17 protein-coding genes are annotated in these 17,642 nt (G+C 73.6%); 9 read left to right on the forward strand and 8 right to left on the reverse strand.

Annotated features, from left to right (window positions below):
* The 5 genes from ADK86_RS03815 to ADK86_RS03835 all read right to left on the reverse strand — a co-directional run.
* On the reverse strand, positions 1-1,816 hold a 1,816-nt coding region (locus ADK86_RS03815; RefSeq protein WP_053695283.1), incomplete at its 3' end, for an FAD-dependent monooxygenase.
* 163 nt (positions 1,817-1,979) lie between these two features.
* Positions 1,980-2,945 (reverse strand): amino acid ABC transporter permease, encoded by a 966-nt coding sequence (locus ADK86_RS03820; protein WP_053695284.1) that lies wholly within the window; start codon positions 2,943-2,945, stop codon positions 1,980-1,982.
* Positions 2,942-3,589 (reverse strand): amino acid ABC transporter permease, encoded by a 648-nt coding sequence (locus ADK86_RS03825; protein ID WP_053695285.1) that lies wholly within the window; start codon positions 3,587-3,589, stop codon positions 2,942-2,944. The genes ADK86_RS03820 and ADK86_RS03825 overlap by 4 nt, the downstream gene beginning before the upstream one ends.
* Positions 3,590-3,856: 267 nt before the next feature.
* Positions 3,857-4,765, reverse strand: a complete 909-nt coding sequence (locus ADK86_RS03830; protein ID WP_053695297.1) for a glutamate ABC transporter substrate-binding protein — start codon at positions 4,763-4,765, stop codon at positions 3,857-3,859.
* 55 nt (positions 4,766-4,820) lie between these two features.
* A complete protein-coding gene (locus ADK86_RS03835; protein WP_003986668.1) occupies positions 4,821-5,606 on the reverse strand; it encodes an amino acid ABC transporter ATP-binding protein in 786 nt (261 codons plus the stop codon).
* A 337-nt stretch (positions 5,607-5,943) separates the two neighbouring features.
* Between ADK86_RS03835 and ADK86_RS03840 the strand changes: the two genes are divergently transcribed.
* The 4 genes from ADK86_RS03840 (at position 5,944) to ADK86_RS03855 (ending at position 10,137) form a co-directional block, all read left to right on the forward strand.
* The gene (locus ADK86_RS03840) at positions 5,944-6,684 is read left to right on the forward strand and encodes a response regulator transcription factor (RefSeq protein WP_053695286.1); all 741 of its coding nucleotides are present in this window, start codon (positions 5,944-5,946) and stop codon (positions 6,682-6,684) included.
* Positions 6,685-6,702: 18 nt separating this feature from the next.
* Complete coding sequence (locus ADK86_RS03845; RefSeq protein WP_053695287.1) at positions 6,703-8,112, forward strand: sensor histidine kinase; 1,410 nt, start codon at positions 6,703-6,705, stop codon at positions 8,110-8,112.
* A gap of 219 nt (positions 8,113-8,331) precedes the next feature.
* Entirely contained in the window at positions 8,332-8,535 is a 204-nt protein-coding gene (locus tag ADK86_RS03850; protein WP_030603384.1) for a cold-shock protein, read from the forward strand.
* A gap of 51 nt (positions 8,536-8,586) precedes the next feature.
* Entirely contained in the window at positions 8,587-10,137 is a 1,551-nt protein-coding gene (locus ADK86_RS03855; protein WP_078951775.1) for a DEAD/DEAH box helicase, read from the forward strand.
* Positions 10,138-10,583: 446 nt separating this feature from the next.
* Here ADK86_RS03855 and ADK86_RS03860 read toward each other — a convergent pair whose 3' ends face one another.
* Positions 10,584-11,579: a TAXI family TRAP transporter solute-binding subunit gene (locus ADK86_RS03860; protein WP_053695288.1), complete on the reverse strand. Its 996-nt coding sequence runs from the start codon at positions 11,577-11,579 to the stop codon at positions 10,584-10,586.
* Positions 11,580-11,656: 77 nt separating this feature from the next.
* Between ADK86_RS03860 and miaB the strand changes: the two genes are divergently transcribed.
* Together miaB and ADK86_RS03870 are read left to right on the forward strand one after the other, a co-directional pair.
* Complete coding sequence (gene miaB, locus ADK86_RS03865) at positions 11,657-13,141, forward strand: tRNA (N6-isopentenyl adenosine(37)-C2)-methylthiotransferase MiaB (RefSeq protein WP_053695289.1); 1,485 nt, start codon at positions 11,657-11,659, stop codon at positions 13,139-13,141.
* A gap of 115 nt (positions 13,142-13,256) precedes the next feature.
* Entirely contained in the window at positions 13,257-13,967 is a 711-nt protein-coding gene (locus ADK86_RS03870; RefSeq protein ID WP_053695290.1) for a class III extradiol dioxygenase subunit B-like domain-containing protein, read from the forward strand.
* Between the two features lie 317 nt (positions 13,968-14,284).
* Here ADK86_RS03870 and ADK86_RS03875 read toward each other — a convergent pair whose 3' ends face one another.
* Positions 14,285-14,545, reverse strand: coding sequence for an antitoxin (locus ADK86_RS03875; protein ID WP_030603406.1), 261 nt, complete (start codon positions 14,543-14,545; stop codon positions 14,285-14,287).
* Positions 14,546-14,571: 26 nt separating this feature from the next.
* On the reverse strand, positions 14,572-14,844 hold the full coding sequence (locus ADK86_RS03880) for a hypothetical protein (protein WP_053695291.1): 273 nt from the start codon (positions 14,842-14,844) through the stop codon (positions 14,572-14,574).
* A gap of 184 nt (positions 14,845-15,028) precedes the next feature.
* Between ADK86_RS03880 and miaA the strand changes: the two genes are divergently transcribed.
* The 3 genes from miaA to dapF all read left to right on the forward strand — a co-directional run bounded on the left by miaA (position 15,029) and on the right by dapF (position 17,616).
* The gene (gene miaA, locus ADK86_RS03885; RefSeq protein WP_030603411.1) at positions 15,029-15,967 is read left to right on the forward strand and encodes a tRNA (adenosine(37)-N6)-dimethylallyltransferase MiaA; all 939 of its coding nucleotides are present in this window, start codon (positions 15,029-15,031) and stop codon (positions 15,965-15,967) included.
* Positions 15,968-16,075: 108 nt separating this feature from the next.
* On the forward strand, positions 16,076-16,609 hold the full coding sequence (locus ADK86_RS03890; RefSeq protein ID WP_078951776.1) for a hypothetical protein: 534 nt from the start codon (positions 16,076-16,078) through the stop codon (positions 16,607-16,609).
* A gap of 65 nt (positions 16,610-16,674) precedes the next feature.
* The gene (gene dapF / locus ADK86_RS03895; protein ID WP_053695293.1) at positions 16,675-17,616 is read left to right on the forward strand and encodes a diaminopimelate epimerase; all 942 of its coding nucleotides are present in this window, start codon (positions 16,675-16,677) and stop codon (positions 17,614-17,616) included.
* Positions 17,617-17,642 lie beyond the last annotated feature (26 nt).

Here is a 17,642-nt window from a genome sequence, read left to right on the forward strand (position 1 = left end):
CGTCCACCCCGTCCGCCCCACCCACTCCCGCCCCACCCGCTGCACCCGCACCCGTCCTGCCTTCGCCCGAACCACCTTCGCCCGAACCGCCCCCGGTCCCCCCACCCCGCACCGCGTCCGCGCACGCGTACAGCTCCGCCGGGCGTACGCCGCCCATGGCCGCGACCAGGTGCCCGTCGGGGCGTACGACCAGGACGGTGTGCGCCACCGCGCCCGGGTACGCCTCGGCGACCAGCACCTCGGCGCGCATCGGCAGGGCCTCCACCGCCTTCGACAGCCGCGGCATCAGGCCCGCCGACTTCCAGTGCCGCCGCTCCCACACGCCCGTGCCCGGCGCGACCAGCACCACCAGCAGCCCTTGGCCCAGCCGTGAGCGCAGCGGTACCTGGGACCCGTCCGGCGCCGTCACCGGTACCTCCGCTACCGGCGCGCCGACCGGAGTGCCCACCGGCAGCGACCCCGCCGGGTCGGTGACCGGCGCCAGGGGAGAGCGGGCGTACACGGGGGGCGCGCCGAGCGGGCCGCGCCCCAGGTGGCCGTCGGTGAGCATCGCCGTGTGGCCGCGGGCCGCACCCGGGAGCACCGCGCGCCACCGGCCGCCCCGCTCGCCGTCGCGCAGCAGCGGCAGCGCCCGGTCGGCCGCGCGCAGCCGGGCCGTCACCGCGCCGCGGCGCTCCGCCTGGTAGCTGTCCAGCAGGGCTTCCGAAGCGCCCTGGTGCCAGGCCAGCGCCAGCTTCCACGCGAGGTTCTCGGCGTCCCGCAGCCCCTCGTCCAGGCCCTGGGTGCCGAGCGCGCCGAGCAGGTGCGCGGCGTCCCCGGCGAGGAAGGCCCGCCCGCGCCGCCAGCGCCGCGCCAGGCGGTGGTGCACCGTGTGCACGCCGGTGTCGAGGAGTTCGTACGGCGGTACGGCCGGAACGCGCGGACCACCGGCGCCCGCGGGGGCGCGCGATCCGGCGCCAGCACCGTACGCACCCGCCTGCGACCCGCTCCCGGCACCAGAACCGGCCCCGCCCCCGAAGTCCACCCCGGCCCCCGACCCGCTCCCCGACGCCGCTTCGGCGCTCCACACCGCCAGCGAGTCGCGGATCCGGGCCACCAGCGCGTCCGGGGTGACCAGGTCCCGGCCGGGCGGCAGCAGCCAGTCCAGCCGCCACAGGCCACCGGGCAGCGGCCGGGCCGTCACCTCACCGCCGGACCCGCCGCCGCCCTGCCGCGCGGGCGAGCGGTGCAGCAACGCCTCGCCGGGCCAGGGAAGTTCCGTACGCAGCGCCGCCACCGCGTGCCGCTCGACCGCCGTACGGCCGGGGAAGCGCACCTCCAGCAGCTTGCGGACCGTCGAGCGCGGGCCGTCGCAGCCGACCAGATAACTGGCTCGCCACCAGGCGCCGTTGGGGCCGCGGGTGTGGGCGCTGACGCCGTACGCGTCCTGCTTGAGCTCGTCGAGCCGGCTGTCCGCGACGATCCGGGCCAGGGGCTCGCCCGCGAGCGCGGTGCGCAGCGCGCGGGTCAGCGCGTGCTGCGGCACGTGCAGGGGGGAGGGGGCCTCCGGGCCGAACTCGACCCGTTCCAGCAGGCGCCGTCGGCGCACCGCGCGCCAGGCCGTCCAGCGCGTGCCCGTCGACTCCAGGGCCGGGCCGCAGCCCAGCCGGGTCAGGAACGCGGTGGTGTCGGGGCGCAGCACGACCGTGCGGGCGGGCCGTGGATCGATGGCGCCGGGGGCTTCGTCCAGGACGACGCTCGGAACGTCGAGGCGGGCGAGGGAGAGGGAGAGCGCGAGGCCGACCGGGCCGGCCCCGACGACGATCACCGGGTCCACGGCGTGGCCACCCCGGTGCGCGGATACTTACGGGACGTACAGGAACTGGCAGTTGGAGCCCGGTGCGCGATCACACAGCGTATGCAACCCACTGCGGGCGCCCGCGTCAAGTGACGGGGGCAGCGGCGCGCGCGGCACTGCCCCCGTCCGAGGTGTCACGCCGTCAGGTACCGGCGCCGCCCCCGCCGTGGATGTCCGGCGGCCGCCGGGTGTCGACCGGGCCGCCGGGGGTGCCGTCGGCCGCCTCCAGCGCGTCGGAGGCGGTGACCGGCTCGGCGGCCCCGGCCATCACGATGCCGGTCTTGGCCCGCCGGCCGCGGCGCTCGATCCAGTTGGCCAGCCCGGACAGCGCCAGACACATCGCCACGTAGATCGCGCCGGCGACGATGATCATCGGCACGTACGGGTTCTCGTCGTTGACGACGATGGTGGCGGCCATCTGCTGGATCGTGAACAGCAGCTCCTCGAAGGTGATGACGTAGCCGAGCGAGGTGTCCTTGAGGGTCACCACCAGCTGGCTGATGATCGTCGGCAGCATCGCGCGGATGGCCTGCGGCATCAGCACCGTCGTCATGACCTGTGTCTTGCTCATGCCGAGCGCGTACGCCGCCTCGCGCTGGCCACGGGGCACCGCGTTGATACCGGCGCGCAGCACCTCCGCCTGCACCGCGCCGTTGTAGACGGTCAGCCCGATGACCAGCGCCCAGAACTGCGGGGTGTCACCGGTCAGCCCCAGCTCCTCCTTGTAGGAGAGCAGGATCACCCACAGGGCGTAGATCGTGATCAGCAGCGGGACGGCCCGGAACACCTCGATGAAGCCGGTCGCCAGCCAGCGCACCGGCTTGTGGTCGGAGAGCCGGGCGACCGCGAGCAGCACGCCGAGCGCGACGGAGAGCACCGCGGCCACCGCGAAGACCTGGAGGGTCGTCAGGACGCCGTTGCGGATGTTGGTCCGTACGCCCGCGTTGTTGAAGATGTTCCACATCTCCGGCGCGAACTGGCCCTTGGCGGCCAGCCGCAGCACGACGAAGACGAGCAGGCCGACGACGGCGAGCGCGCCCACGACGGTGTAGACGCGGTTGCGCACCTTGGCCTTGGGCCCCGGGGCGTCGTAGAGGACGCTGGTCATCGGGCCACCTCCAGGCGGCGCTCCAGCAGCCGGAAGATGCCGCTGATGGCGAACGTGATGATCAAGTAGGCGAGGGCGATCCAGAGGAAGATCCAGCCGATCGGCCGGCCCTGGTCGTTGAGCAGCTTGGAGACGCTGAACAGCTCGGCGTTGCTGAAGGCGCCCGCGATGGCCGAGTTCTTGGTGAGCGCGATCAGGATGCTGCTCAGCGGCGGCAGCACGGTGCGGGTGGCCTGGGGCAGGATGATCAGGCGCAGCGTCTGGGTGAAGGTCATGCCGATGCTGCGCGCCGCCTCCGCCTGTCCCAGCGGCACGGTGTTGATGCCCGAGCGCACGGCCTCGCAGACGAACGAGGACGTGTAGAAGCCGAGCGCCAGGGTGGCCAGGACGAACGGGCTGGTGCCCGGGAAGAGGACCTGCGGGACGACGAAGAAGGCGACCAGGAACAGCAGGGTGAGCGGGGTGTTGCGCAGCAGCGTCACCCAGGCCGTCCCGAAGGCGCGCAGCGGGGGCACGGGCGAGACCCGGAAACCGGCTATGAGGAGGCCCAGCAGGATGGCGAGCGCCGAGCTGGCCGCGGTCAGCGACACGGTTCCGAGGAACCCCTTGCGGAACTCGGGTAGGAAGTCGAGGAGTACGTTCATGGGTTCTCCGCGGTAGCGGTCAGGGTCAGCGGCGGACGGGTGGACGGCCCGGCTCGGGGTGTGCGTGGCGCGCGGGTACGGGAGCGCTCCGGCCAGCGGTCGCTTCCGTACGCGGTGCACGGGTGGATGCCCGGGGGCGCGGGAAGGGCCCGCGCCCGCGTACGCGCGGGCGTCCCGGCGCGCGGTTCCTCAGGCACCCACGCCCCGTACGCCCGCCGAGGCGGCGTACGGGGCGTGCGGCAGCGGGCAGGGGCGGTGCGACCCGGATCAGGTGCGCGGCAGCGGCGTCTGCGGCGCGACGAAGCTGGTCCCGGACTTGCCGAGGGTGCCTTCGTACGCCTTCTTGTAGTCGCCGTTCTTGATGTGCTTCTCCAGCGCGTCGGTGATCGCGTCCCGCAGCGCCTTGTCGCCCTTCTGCAGGCCGACGCCGTACGGCTCCTTGGTGAACGGCTTGCCGACGACCCGCAGCTTCGTGGGCCGCTCGGCCGCGTACCCCTTGAGGATCGCGTCGTCCGTGGTGACCGCGTCCACCTGGCCGTCCAGGAGCTGCTTGACGCACAGCGAGTACTTGGCCAGTTCGGTGGTGGTCGCCCCGTACTTCGGCTTCTTGATCTCCTGGAGCGGGGTGGAGCCGACGATCGAGCAGACCTTCTTGCCCTTGACGGTGTCCGGCCCGGTGATGGACTTGTCGTCCTTGCGCACCAGGAGGTCCGCGCCCGCGGTGTAGTACGGGCCCGCGAAGTCGATCTGCTTCTTGCGCTCGTCGTTGATCGTGTACGTGCCGACGTAGTAGTCGACCTGGCCCTTGGCGATCGCGGTCTCGCGGACGTTGGAGTCGATCGTCTTGAACTCGATCTGCTTCTCGGAGAAGCCCAGGTCGGCGGCGATCATCTTGGCGATCTCGATGTCGAAGCCGGTGCGCTTGCCGGTGGTGTCCTGGAAGCCGAGGTAGGGCTGGTCGGCCTTGGCGCCGATGGTGATCTTCCCGGCCTTCTTGGCTTCCTTCCAGGCCGGCGAGTTCACGTTCGCCTTGTCGTTGACCGGGTACGTCCCGCTGTAGACATCGCCGCCGGACGCCTTGTCGCCGGCCGTGCCCGACTCGCCGCCGCATGCGGTCGCCGTCGCCGCCAGCGCGAGCACCACCGCACCCGCCGCGGCCGTCTTACGAATCCTCATGGTGAACATCCTTCGGTTCAGCGGAAGTTGGCAATCATGATGACCGGCCGCAGGGTCAGTGGTGGAGGATCTTCGAAAGGAAGTCCTTGGCCCGGTCGCTGCGCGGGTTGCTGAAGAACTGGTTCGGCTCGGCCTCTTCGACGATCCGGCCGTCCGCCATGAAGACGACGCGGTTGGCGGCCGAGCGGGCGAAGCCCATCTCGTGGGTGACCACGACCATCGTCATGCCGTCCCGGGCGAGCTGCTGCATGACCTCCAGCACCTCGTTGATCATCTCCGGGTCGAGGGCGGAGGTCGGCTCGTCGAAAAGCATGACCTTGGGGTCCATCGCCAGGGCCCGGGCGATCGCCACCCGCTGCTGCTGCCCACCGGACAGCTGGGCGGGGTACTTGTCCGCCTGGGTGCCGACCCCCACCCGGTCCAGCAGGGCCCGGGCCTTCTCCTCGGCCGCCTTCTTCTCCGTGCGGCGGACCTTGGTCTGGCCCAGCATCACGTTCTCCAGCACCGTCTTGTGCGCGAAGAGGTTGAAGGACTGGAACACCATGCCCACGTCGGCGCGGAGCCGGGCCAGCTCGCGCCCCTCCTGCGGCAGCGGCTTGCCGTCGATCGCTATGGAACCGGAGTCGACGGTCTCCAGCCGGTTGATCGTGCGGCACAGGGTCGACTTGCCGGACCCGGAGGGCCCGATCACCACGACCACCTCGCCGCGCCGGATGGTCAGATCGATGTCCTGGAGTACGTGCAGCGCGCCGAAGTGCTTGTTCACGTTGTCCAGCACGACCAGCGGGTCACCCGCCGGCGCGGGACCCTTGTCGTTCTTGGTCACCGATACTTCGCTCATCGGCGTACAGCTCCGTCCTCCTCGATTGGGGAGGACCCTAATGACGCCCCGCGACCAGCGTCATCACATCTGAGCGGGATTTGAGCATAACGATACGGCCGCGGAGCGACACGCGGCGTGCACGGGGCGCACGGCCCCGGCGCCCGGTGTACCGGCTGCATAACGGAACCGCCCCTTCGGGAATACCCCCTTGACGTGCGTGCCGTCCATCGCCGTAGATGCCTTTTGGCCGCCCCGCGGGCGGCCCGACCCCGTACGCGTCCGCGTGCGGACGTACACCTATGCACCCGCGCGTCCAGATATGCGCGGCCGGGCGGACAGCGTGAGGAGGGGGCCGGTGCGGCTGCTGCTCGTGGAGGACGACGACCATGTCGCCGCCGCCCTGTCCGCCGTGCTGTCCCGGCACGGCTTCGACGTCACCCATGCGCGCAGCGGCGAGGAGGCGCTGCAGTCCCTGCTCCCCGGCGACCGGGAGCCCTTCGGGGTGGTCCTGCTCGACCTCGGCCTGCCCGACCAGGACGGCTTCGAGGTCTGTGGCCGGATCCGGCGGCTCGGCAGCACCCCGGTGATCATGGTGACCGCGCGGGCCGACGTACGCTCGCGCATCCACGGCCTGAACCTCGGCGCCGACGACTACGTGGTCAAGCCGTACGACACCGGCGAACTGCTCGCCCGTATCCACGCCGTCAGCCGGCGCCGCCCCTCCGCACCGCCCCCCGCCGGCGAGCCGCCCGCCGAGGAGGGCGCGCCGCGCGAGGCGCTGCGGCTGGGCGCCGTCACCATCGAACTGCCCACCCGCCAGGTGGCCGTGGGTGGCGCCGCCGTGCCGCTCACCCGCAAGGAGTTCGACCTGCTCGCCCTGCTCGCGCAGCGGCCCGGCGTGGTCTTCCGGCGGGAACAGATCATCAGCGAGGTGTGGCGCACCAGCTGGGAGGGGACCGGCCGGACGCTGGAGGTGCACATCGCCTCGCTGCGGGCGAAGCTGGGCATGCCCGCGCTGATCGAGACGGTGCGCGGCGTGGGCTACCGGCTCGTTACGCCGCCCGCCGCCGTGGCACCGGCCGGCCCGGCCTCCTGACGGCCCCGGCACCGCACCGTGCGCACCCGACTCCTCCCGCTCCTGATCGTCCTGCTGGCCGGCGTGCTGCTCGCGCTCGGCTTCCCGCTCGCCGGCATCACCGCCACCGTCGAACAGCAGCGGGTGGTCGTCGACCGGATCGACGACGCGGCGCGCTTCGCCTCCCTGGCGCAGTACGTCACCACCCGGCCCGGCACCGGCCGCGAGACCCCCGACGAGGACGAGCGGCAGTCCACCCTCGGCGCCGAGCTGCGGCGCTACCACGAGCTGTACGGCATCCGCGCGGGCGTCTTCTTCCGCGACGGGACGCCCATGGCGGCCGCGCCCGCCGACTGGCGCGTACCGGAAGAGGGGGAGGGCGCGCGGGCCTTCAGCGAGGCCCTGGCGGGCCGCCGCAGCCACGACCCCCGCCAGATCTGGCCCTGGGACGACGGCGGCCGCATCCCCGTCGCCTCGCCCGTCATCCGGGACGGCGACGTGGTGGCCGTGGTCGTCACCGACTCGCCCACCGGGCAGATGCGCTCCCGCATCCTGCACGGGTGGCTGCTGATCGCGGCCGGGGAGTTCCTGGCCATGCTCGTCGCGGTGGCCGCCGCCTTCCGGCTCACCGGCTGGGTGCTGCGCCCCGTGCGCATCCTGGACGCGGTGAGCCACGACATCGCGACCGGCCGGATGAACTCCCGGGTCGCCCCCGCCTCCGGGCCGCCGGAACTGCGCCGCCTGGCCCGTTCGTTCAACGAGATGGCCGACAACGTCGAAGTCGTGCTGGAACAGCAGCGTGCCTTCGTCGCCGACGCCTCCCACCAGCTGCGCAACCCGCTCTCCGCGCTGCTGCTGCGCATCGAGCTGCTCGCCCTGGAACTCCCCGAGGGCAACGAGGAGATCGCCTCGGTCCGTACGGAGGGCAGGCGCCTGGCCCGGGTCCTGGACGACCTGCTGGACCTGGCGCTCGCCGAACACGCCGCCGCCGACCTCCAGCTCACCGACGTCGCCGCGCTCGCCGCCGAACGCGTCGACTCCTGGCGCCCGCTGGCCGACGACAAGGGGGTGCTGCTGTCGTACGAGGGGCAGCGGGCCGTCACGGGCTGGGCGGACCCGGTCGCCCTCTCCAGCGCCCTGGACGCGCTGGTCGACAACGCCCTGAAGTTCACGCCCGCCGGGGAGCGGGTCACCGTCGGCGCGGCACCGGACGGCGAACGCGTACGGATCACCGTCCGCGACCACGGGCCCGGCCTCACCGAGGAGGAACTGGCCCGTATCGGCGACCGCTTCTGGCGCAGCGGACGCCACCAGAACGTCTCCGGATCCGGCCTGGGCCTGTCGATCACCCGCGCGCTGCTGGCCGCGGGGGGCGCCACCCTCTCCTTCGCGCCCCACCGGCCGCACGGGCTGCGGGTGACCGTGGACGTGCCGCGCACCGCCCCCTGACCGCCCGCGCCGGGCGCCGTCCCGTGCCACCGCCCGCCGGCGTGGACCTGTGTTACCGTTGACGGCGTTGCAGTTGTGGTACCCATGAACTTTGTGCGCGCCCGGTGGCTGAAGCCCCGGGCGTTCCTTGTTTTCCGGACCTTCCTCCGGTGTGTGGCGATCATCTCGGCGACAGGGAGGCCGTGCAGTGCGGTCTCCGGTTTGCAGAAGGAGAAAAACATGGCCACCGGCACCGTGAAGTGGTTCAACTCGGAAAAGGGCTTCGGCTTCATCGAGCAGGACGGCGGCGGCCCCGACGTCTTCGCCCACTACTCGAACATCCAGGCCCAGGGCTTCCGTGAGCTCCTGGAAGGCCAGAAGGTCAACTTCGACGTGACCCAGGGCCCGAAGGGCCCGCAGGCGGAGAACATCATCCCCGCCTGACGCGCGCGTCCGCGGACGGGGCCCGCACCGGCCGGTGCGGGCCCCGTCCGTATGCGTACGCGTCCGTACGCGCCGCCGGCCGTACGGACCGCGGGCGCCCCCCCCGTACCCGCGGTCCCGAGACCGCACGGCACCCTCCCCGCCACAGAAGGGCTTTCAGTGACCCGAGCGACCGCACCGCGACAGAGCGCCGCACCCAGGACGTCCGCGCAGACGTCACCCCAGCCGCCCGCCGTCTCCTTCGACGAGCTGCCGCTGGCACCGGCCCTCCAGACCGCGCTGCGCGCGCAGGGCGTCACCGAGCCGTTCCCCATCCAGGCCGCGACGCTGCCCGCCACCCTCGCGGGCCGGGACGTCCTCGGCCGCGGCCGGACCGGCTCCGGCAAGACCCTCGCCTTCGGGCTGGCCATGCTCAGCCGTACGGCCGGGCGCCGCGCCGAGAGCAAGAGCCCGCTGGCGCTGGTGCTCGTACCCACCCGCGAACTGGCCACCCAGGTCACCGACGCGCTCGCCCCGTACGCGGCGGCGGTGGGCCTGCGCACCACCACGGTCGTCGGCGGCACCTCGATCAACCGCCAGATCGCGGCCCTGCGCAAGGGCGCCGAGATGCTGGTCGCCACCCCGGGCCGGCTCGCCGACCTGCTGGACCGCCGCGCCTGCACCCTCGGCCAGGTCGCCATCACGGTCCTGGACGAGGCCGACCAGATGACCGACATGGGCTTCCTGCCGCAGGTCACCCGCCTGATGGAGAAGGTCGACCCGGACGGCCAGCGGATGCTGTTCTCCGCGACGCTGGACCGCAATGTCGACAAGCTCGTCCGCCGGTTCCTGACCGACCCCGTCACCCACTCCGTGGACCCGTCCGCCGCGACGGTCACCACCATGGAGCACCACGTCCTGTACGTGGACGACACCGACAAGCGGGCCACCGCGACCGAGATCGCCGCCCGCGACGGCCGCGTGATCATGTTCGTGGACACCAAGCGCGGCGCCGACCGGCTGACCAAGCACCTGCTGGCCCAGGGCGTACGGGCCGCGGCGCTGCACGGCGGCAAGTCCCAGCCGCAGCGCACCCGCACCCTGGAGCAGTTCCGCACCGGCCGGGCCACCGCGCTGATCGCCACCAACGTCGCCGCCCGCGGCATCCACATCGACGGCCTCGACCTCGTGGTCAACGTCGACCCGCCGACCGAGGCCAAGGACTACCTGCACCGCGGCGGCCGCACCGCGCGGGCCGGCGAGTCCGGCACCGTCGTCACCCTGGTCACGCCCGGCCAGCGCCGGGACATGAACCGGCTGATGTCGCGCGCGAAGATCACTCCCGGTACGGCGCGGGTCCGGCCGGGCGACGGCGAACTGATACGCATCACGGGCGCGCAGGCGCCGTCCGGGCAGCCGGTGGTCCTCGACGTGCCCGCGCAGCAGGAGCGGCCGAAGCCCGCGGGTGGCGGTGGCGGCGGTGGCCGGCGACGGCGTCCGCGCCGGAGCGGCTCCGGCGGCGCGGCGGGCGGCGCCACGAGCACCGCGAACGGCGCCCGTCCGGCCCGGCGCCCCGCCCGCTCCCCGAAGGGCCCGCGCACGCCGCGGTCGCCCCAGGCATGACAGGCGCCGGGGCGCGCACGGTCGTCCGTGTGCGCCCCGCGCCGGTTACGGCTTCTTCGGTGCCCGTACGCGCGTGGCGTGGGGCCATTCCGGCGTCCGTACGTGCCTGGCGCGGGGCCTCTCCGGCGTCCGTGGGTGCCTGGCGCGGGGTCTCTCCCGCGTACGTACGTGTCCGGCGCCCGGACCTTCCACGGCTTCTGCGGAGTCCGTACGCGCCCGCCGCGGGGCCACTCCGGTGCCCGTAGGCGCCTGGCGTGGGGCCATTCCGGCGTCCGTACGCGACTGGCACGGGGCCACTCCGGCGTCCGTGCGCGCCTGGCGCGGGGTCTCTCCCGCGTCCGTACGTGCCTGGCGCCGGACCTCCACGGCCTCTGCCGAGTCCGTACGCGCCCGGCGCCGGGCCCCCACGCCCTCCCCGCCGTCCATACGCTCCCGCCGCCACACTCCTACGGCTTCTCCGACACGTAGTACCGCCGCGCCCCCTCGTGCAGCGGCAGCGGATCGGTGAACACCGCGGTCCGCAGGTCCACCTTCTGCGCGGCGTGCACCTCGGTTCCGATTCGGTCCCGGCTGCGTATGACGGTGCGGGTGATCGCCTCGACCATGACCGGATCCTCGCGGTCCGTGGTCACCAGCAGATTCGCGACCGCGACCGTCCTGATCGCCTGGCCGTTCTGCACCTGCGGATAGGCGTCGGCCGGCATCACGGCCGCCCGGTAGTGGCGGGACGCCTCGCCCTGCCGGTGCAGCGCCGGGACGAGGTCGCCGAGCTGGACGAGCCGTACCGGCATCCGCCGGGCCACCTGCTGCACGGCCGAGGTCGGCAGTCCGCCCGACCAGAAGAAGGCGTCCAGTTCCTTCGCCTCCAGCAGCTTCGGCATCCGGTCGATGCCGACCCGCACCGCCTCGATGTCGTGGTCGAAATCCAGCCCGGCCGCCTCCAGCAGATGCCGGGTGACCAGCTGGACGCCGGAGCCGTCCCCGCCCACACCGACCCGCAGCCCTTCGAGGTCCCTGGCCGAGCCGACGGGGGAGCCGGCCGGGACCACCAGCGCGATGTAGTCGTCGTAGAGCCGCGCGCAGGCCCGCAGCCGGGCCCCCGCGCGCGGGTCGCGGCGCTGCTGCTCGGCCACCGCGTCCGCGGTCGCGATCGTGAACTGGGCGTGGCCTTTAGCCAGTTGGTTCAGATTGTCCAGCGACCCCGCGCTGTTCCTCAGCCGTACGTCGACCTGCGGCAGGTCCCGGCCCAGATCCTGCTTGAGCAGCTCGCCGTACCGCGCGTACACCCCGGACCGCACGCCGGTGGACAGCGTCACCTGCCCGGACGGCGCGGGCCGGCCGCCCAGCGGCAGCAGCCACCACAGCAGCAGGCCGAGCGCGGCCAGCGCGGCGGCAGCGAGCAGCGCCCGGCGGCCGCCGGAACGGGGGAGTACGGAAACCATGGCGGGATCCTGCCAGTCCCGTACCCGGAACGGGAGGGGCGAGGTGCCGGTGGGAACACGTACCCTGGTCGATTGAGATGAGTGCGAAGACATACGAGGTGCGCACCTACGGGTGCCAGATGAACGTCCACGACTCCGAGCGGCTGTCGGGCCTGCTGGAGGACGCCGGATACGTCCCTGCGCCCAAGGACGCCGAAGGGGCCGATGTCGTCGTCTTCAACACCTGCGCGGTGCGGGAGAACGCCGACAACCGGCTCTACGGCAACCTCGGCCAGCTCGCGCCCAAGAAGGCCGCGCGGCCGGGCATGCAGATCGCCGTCGGCGGCTGCCTGGCCCAGAAGGACCGCGACACCATCGTCAAGAAGGCCCCCTGGGTCGACGTGGTCTTCGGGACGCACAACATCGGCAAGCTGCCGGTCCTCCTGGAGCGCGCCCGCGTCCAGGAAGAGGCCCAGGTCGAGATCGCCGAGTCGCTGGAGGCGTTCCCCTCCACCCTGCCCACCCGCCGCGAGAGCGCCTACGCGGCGTGGGTCTCCATCTCGGTCGGCTGCAACAACACCTGCACCTTCTGCATCGTCCCCGCCCTGCGCGGCAAGGAGAAGGACCGCCGCCCCGGCGACATCCTCGCCGAGATCGAGGCGCTGGTCGACGAGGGCGTCTCCGAGATCACCCTGCTCGGCCAGAACGTCAACGCGTACGGCTCCGACATCGGCGACCGCGAGGCGTTCAGCAAGCTGCTGCGCGCCTGCGGGAAGATCGAGGGCCTGGAGCGGGTCCGCTTCACCTCGCCGCACCCCCGCGACTTCACCGACGACGTGATCGCCGCCATGGCGGAGACGCCCAACGTGATGCCGCAGCTGCACATGCCGCTGCAGTCCGGCTCGGACACCGTCCTGAAGGCGATGCGCCGCTCGTACCGCCAGGAGCGCTTCCTCGGCATCATCGAGAAGGTGCGCGCCGCGATGCCGGACGCCGCCATCTCCACGGACATCATCGTCGGCTTCCCCGGCGAGACCGAGGAGGACTTCGAGCAGACCCTGCACACGGTCCGCGAGTCCCGCTTCGCGCAGGCGTTCACCTTCCAGTACTCCAAGCGCCCGGGCACCCCGGCCGCCGACATGGAAGGACAGATCCCCAAGGAGGTCGTCCAGGCGCGCTACGAGCGACTGGTCGCCCTCCAGGAGGAGATCTCCTGGGAGGAGAACAAGAAGCAGGTCGGCCGCACCCTGGAGGTCATGGTCGCCGAGGGCGAGGGCCGCAAGGACGACGCCACCCGCCGCCTGTCCGGCCGCGCGCCCGACAACCGCCTGGTGCACTTCACCCGCCCCGAGGAGCCGGTGCGCCCCGGCGACATGGTGACCGTCGAGATCACCTACGCCGCCCCGCACCACCTGCTCGCCGAGGGCCCCGCGAAGGCCGTCCGCCGTACGCGCGCGGGCGACGCCCGGGAGAAGCGCAATGCCGCCCCGGCCGCCAAGCCGGCGGGCGTCATGCTGGGCCTGCCGACGATCGGCGCCCCGGCGCCGAGCCCGGCCCCGGCCGCGGGCTGCGGCTGCGACTGACGGACCGGGCGGGGCGGCGGCCGCGGCGCCACGGGGCTGACCGGACGGCGGCCCCGTGCGCGTGCCCGGCGCGAGCTGCCGGGCCCCGTACGGCCGCCTTGCTAGGGTTCCAGCCATGCTTGTCGCCGCCGCCGTCTGCCCGTGTCCGCCGATCCTCGTCCCGGAAGTCGCCTCCGGAGCCGCACCCGAACTGGACGGCCTGCGGGCCGCCGCGCTCGACGCGGTCGGTGTGCTCGCCGCGGCCCGGCCGGACCGGCTGGTCGTCGTCGGCCCCGCCGAACAGGCGGGCCGCGGGCCGCACGGCCAGGGCGCGGTGGGCTCCTTCCGCGGCTTCGGCGTGGACCTGGACGTGAGCCTGGGCGCCTCCGAGACGCCCCCGGAGCGGCCGCTGCCGCCGTCGCTGTCGGTCGGCGCCTGGCTGCTGGCCCGTACGGACTGGGCGGACGCGCCGGTCGAGGGACTGGGCGTCGGCGAGCCGCTGGCCGGCGACCGCTGCGCGCAGGTCGGCCGGGAGATCGCGGCGTCGGCGGAGCGGGTCGCCCTGCTGGTCATGGGCGACGGCAGCGCTTGCCGGACGGTGAAGGCACCGGGCTACTACGACGAACGGGCCGAGGACTTCGACGCGGCCGTGGCGCGCGCTCTGGGGACCGCGGACACCGAGGCCCTGGCCGGGCTGGACGCGGAGCTGGCGAGCGAGCTGAAGGCGTCCGGACGGGTCTGCTGGCAGGTCCTGGCCGGCGCCGCGGAGGGCGCCGGGCTGCGCGGCGAGCTGCTGCGCGAGGAGGCTCCGTACGGGGTGGGGTATTTCGTGGCGGCCTGGTCGTAGAGGCAGCTCGGAGGAAGCAGCGGTCGGGGCGCGGGGCGGCTCGGTCGTAGCGGCGGTCGGGGCGCGGTGCTGCTCGGTCGTAGCGGCGGTCGGGGCGCGGGGCGGCTCGGTTGTGGAAGCAGCTGGATCGTAGGAACGGCTCGGCTGTGGGAGCGGCTGGGGCGTGAGAACGGCTCGGCCGCTCCGGCGTACGGGAGTGCCCTGGGGCGCGGCTGCGCGCGCCGGCGCCCCGGTGACACGTCGACGGCCGCGGAGCGCGTCGCTCCGCGGCCGTCGTGCGCCGTGCGGGCCGTCCGGCCCAGGTTCCTCCGGTCGCCTCAGGAGACCTGGCCCCGCGGGCCGGGGCCGCCGCTGCCGTCGGACCGGCGGGATTCCTCGGCCAGCCGGCCGAGGGCGTCCTTCGCCTTGCCGGCGCCGGTTCCGATCTGACGGCTGTACTTGCCCTTGGTCCTCTCGTCGACCGCCCGTGCGGCCTTGTCGAGGCCCTGCTCGATCCGGTCCCCGTGCTGCTGTGCGAGATCACCGGCCCGGTCCTTGAGCGGACCGAGCTTGGCCTTGAGGTTGTCCAGCAGACCCATGGGCCACCTTCCTTGCGTACCGCGTCCTACTTGCGGGCGCCTTCCCCGGCCTCGCTGTCGGCGGCTGCCTCGGCCGACTGCTGCTTGGGGATCTCGACACCCTCGGCGGCAGCGGCCTCACCGGCCTCCTCGGCGGACGGCGCCGCGTCCGCCTCCTCCTGCTCCGCCTGCGCGGCGGCCTCGGTGGAGCGGTCCGCCGACTCGTCACCCTCCGGTGCCTCCGCCGTCAGTGTCGCGGCGGCGGCCTCTTCGGTCGACGCTTCGTCCTTACGGCGACGAAACCGTGAAAACACGCCCATATCTCCACTCCATACGTTACTCGTGCGGGCGAAATCCCGGGGCGCCCGGAGCGTCCCATTGCGCCGCCCGCGGGCTCCGGTCCGTGAACCGGCGGCCGGAACCTCGCATCAGGCAACGAACACGGAGGCGAGCCGTCACGTCGCTCGTTCGAGATCAGGCCCACGGGTTTGCGAGACTGGGCCGGTGAACACCGCAGTTCCCGCACCCCGGGTCATCGCCGTCGTCGGTCCCACCGCGGCCGGAAAGTCCGATCTGGGCGTAGCCCTCGCCCGGCACCTCGGCGGCGAGGTCGTCAACGCCGACTCCATGCAGCTCTACCGCGGAATGGACATCGGCACCGCCAAGCTGACGGTGCCCGAGCGCCAGGGCGTCCCGCATCACCTCCTGGACATCTGGGACGTCACCCGCGCCGCGAACGTCGCCGAGTACCAGCGGCTGGCCCGCGCCGAGATCGACCGGCTGCTCGCCGAGGGCCGCACGCCCGTCCTCGTCGGCGGCTCCGGCCTGTACGTACGCGGCGCCATCGACGCCCTCGACTTCCCCGGCACCGACCCCGAGGTGCGCGCCCGCCTGGAGGCCGAGCTCGCCGAGCACGGCAGCGGCGCCCTGCACGCCCGGCTCGCCGCCGCGGATCCCGAGGCCGCCCGCGCCATCCTGGCGAGCAACGGGCGCCGCATCGTGCGCGCCCTGGAGGTCATCGAGATCACCGGCCGCCCCTTCACCGCCAACCTCCCGGGGCACGAGGCGGTCTACGACACCGTCCAGATCGGCGTCGACGTGGCCCGCCCCGAGCTGGACGAGCGCATCGCCCGCCGGGTGGACCGGATGTGGGACGAGGGCCTGGTGGACGAGGTGCGGCGGCTGGAGGGCGAGGGGCTGCGCGAGGGCCGTACCGCCTCCCGTGCCCTCGGATACCAGCAGGTGCTCGCCCAGCTCGCGGGGGAGTGCACGGAGCGGGAAGCGCGGGACGAGACGGTGCGGGCCACCAAGCGCTTCGCGCGCCGCCAGGACTCCTGGTTCCGCCGGGACCCCCGGGTCCACTGGCTCAGCGGTGCCGCCGCGGACCGTGCGGAACTCCCGGAACGGGCGCTGGCGTTGGTCGCGCCCCCGGTCACAGCCTGATCACGTCATGGCATCGGGACGCTCCGCCCGTCATCCGGGCCCCCGGGAGCGTGTCATCATCGACCTTCGATCGAGGCGTGCAGTCAGCAGTGGGGAGGGCGCGTGGCGATGGAGGCCGGCCCTCGCAACAGACCGCAGCAACCGGACGGTCGGGGCGACGGACAGCGGGACGCGACAACGTCGCCGACCCACGACGGACCCGTGCCCTTCGGCCCCGACGGGGCCGCTCCGGAGCCGCTGGGCGAACCGGCGGGTCCGGCGTTGGACGGCTCGGACGGCCCCGAGCAGGCCGTGGAGGGCGGCGAGTCCTTCCGTGAACTGCGCCCGCCGCGCCGGCTGCGCATCTGGCAGCTCGCGCCCATCGTGGGCCTCGCCATCCTCGGCTCGCTGATGTTCGCCTTCCCGCTGGCCTTCGAGTTCGGCGGCGACGGCGGCGCGGTGATCTCCATGCTCGGCCTGCTGCTGTTCGGCTGCGCCGCCGGCTGGGGCATGATGGCCGCCCGCCGGGTCGGCCACACCTGGCCCGGCCTGCCCGCGCGCGGCTCCGGCCGCCGCCCGGACTGGCGGGTCGTCCTGGCGTACGCCGCGGTCGTCGCGGTCCTCGCCCTGCTGGCCGTATGGCGGGTCGCCCGGCTGCACTGACCCGGTGCCCGTGCCCGGCCGGGGCCGGGAAGCCGGCTGTCACTGCCGCGCCGTACGATGCAGACATGACCAACGCACAGGCAACCGCCCAGGCCACGGGGACCGCAGTGGACGCCGCGCCGCCCGCAGCGGGCGGCCCCGGCCGCGGCATCGCCTTCCTCAAGGGCCACGGCACGGAGAACGACTTCGTGATCGTCCCCGACCCGGACGGCGTCCTGGAGCTGTCCGCCGACGCGGTGGCGCGGATCTGCGACCGCCGGGCCGGCGTCGGCGGCGACGGCCTGCTGCGCGTGGTGCGCTCCGCCGCCGACCCCGCGGCCCGCGCCCAGGCCGCCGAGGCCGAGTGGTTCATGGACTACCGCAACGGCGACGGCTCCGTGGCCGAGATGTGCGGCAACGGCGTCCGCGTCTTCGCCCGCTACCTCCAGCACGCCGGTCTCGTCGGCGCGGGCGAGTTCGCCATCGCCACCCGGGCCGGCGTGAAGCGGGTGCGCCTGGCGGAGGACGGCGACGTCACGGTCTCCATGGGCCGCGCCGCCCTGCTCCCGGACGGCGTGACGGTCACGGTCGGCGATCGCAGCTGGCCCGCCCGCAACGTGAGCATGGGCAATCCCCACGCCGTCGCCTTCGTCGAGGATCTCGACCACGCCGGGGACCTGTACGGCGTCCCGCCGTTCAGCCCAGCAGCCGTCTACCCCGACGGCGTGAACATCGAGTTCGTCGCCGACCGCGGCCCGCGCCATGTCGCGATGCGGGTCCACGAGCGCGGCGCCGGCGAGACCCGCTCGTGCGGCACCGGCGCCTGCGCCGTCGCGGTCGCCGCCGCCCGCCGGGACGGCACCGACCCCGCGGCCACCGGCAGTCCCGTCACCTACCGGGTGGACCTGCCCGGCGGCAGCCTGTCCATCACCGAGCTGCCGGACGGCACGGTCGAGATGACCGGCCCCGCGGTGATCGTCGCGCACGGCACGCTGGACCCCGCGTGGCTGGTCACGGCCCTCGACTGAGACTTCGCTCGAATGGGTGATCCGGT

The organism is Streptomyces sp. NRRL F-5755, assembly GCF_001279365.1.
GTDB classification, from domain to species: domain Bacteria; phylum Actinomycetota; class Actinomycetes; order Streptomycetales; family Streptomycetaceae; genus Streptomyces; species Streptomyces rimosus.

Excerpts from the sequence above, each read along its gene's own strand:
- ADK86_RS03855 (WP_078951775.1), top strand. The coding sequence starts at position 8,587 with ATGCGTACGCGTCCGTACGCGCCGCCGGCCGTACGGACCGCGGGCGCC.
- ADK86_RS03870 (WP_053695290.1), top strand. The coding sequence starts at position 13,257 with ATGCTTGTCGCCGCCGCCGTCTGCCCGTGTCCGCCGATCCTCGTCCCG.
- dapF (WP_053695293.1), top strand. The coding sequence starts at position 16,675 with ATGACCAACGCACAGGCAACCGCCCAGGCCACGGGGACCGCAGTGGAC.
- miaB (WP_053695289.1), top strand. The coding sequence starts at position 11,657 with ATGAGTGCGAAGACATACGAGGTGCGCACCTACGGGTGCCAGATGAAC.
- ADK86_RS03850 (WP_030603384.1), top strand. The coding sequence starts at position 8,332 with ATGGCCACCGGCACCGTGAAGTGGTTCAACTCGGAAAAGGGCTTCGGC.
- ADK86_RS03820 (WP_053695284.1), bottom strand. The coding sequence starts at position 2,945 with ATGACCAGCGTCCTCTACGACGCCCCGGGGCCCAAGGCCAAGGTGCGC.
- ADK86_RS03880 (WP_053695291.1), bottom strand. The coding sequence starts at position 14,844 with ATGGGCGTGTTTTCACGGTTTCGTCGCCGTAAGGACGAAGCGTCGACC.
- ADK86_RS03890 (WP_078951776.1), top strand. The coding sequence starts at position 16,076 with ATGGAGGCCGGCCCTCGCAACAGACCGCAGCAACCGGACGGTCGGGGC.
- ADK86_RS03830 (WP_053695297.1), bottom strand. The coding sequence starts at position 4,765 with ATGAGGATTCGTAAGACGGCCGCGGCGGGTGCGGTGGTGCTCGCGCTG.
- ADK86_RS03875 (WP_030603406.1), bottom strand. The coding sequence starts at position 14,545 with ATGGGTCTGCTGGACAACCTCAAGGCCAAGCTCGGTCCGCTCAAGGAC.
- ADK86_RS03825 (WP_053695285.1), bottom strand. The coding sequence starts at position 3,589 with ATGAACGTACTCCTCGACTTCCTACCCGAGTTCCGCAAGGGGTTCCTC.
- ADK86_RS03835 (WP_003986668.1), bottom strand. The coding sequence starts at position 5,606 with ATGAGCGAAGTATCGGTGACCAAGAACGACAAGGGTCCCGCGCCGGCG.
- ADK86_RS03860 (WP_053695288.1), bottom strand. The coding sequence starts at position 11,579 with ATGGTTTCCGTACTCCCCCGTTCCGGCGGCCGCCGGGCGCTGCTCGCT.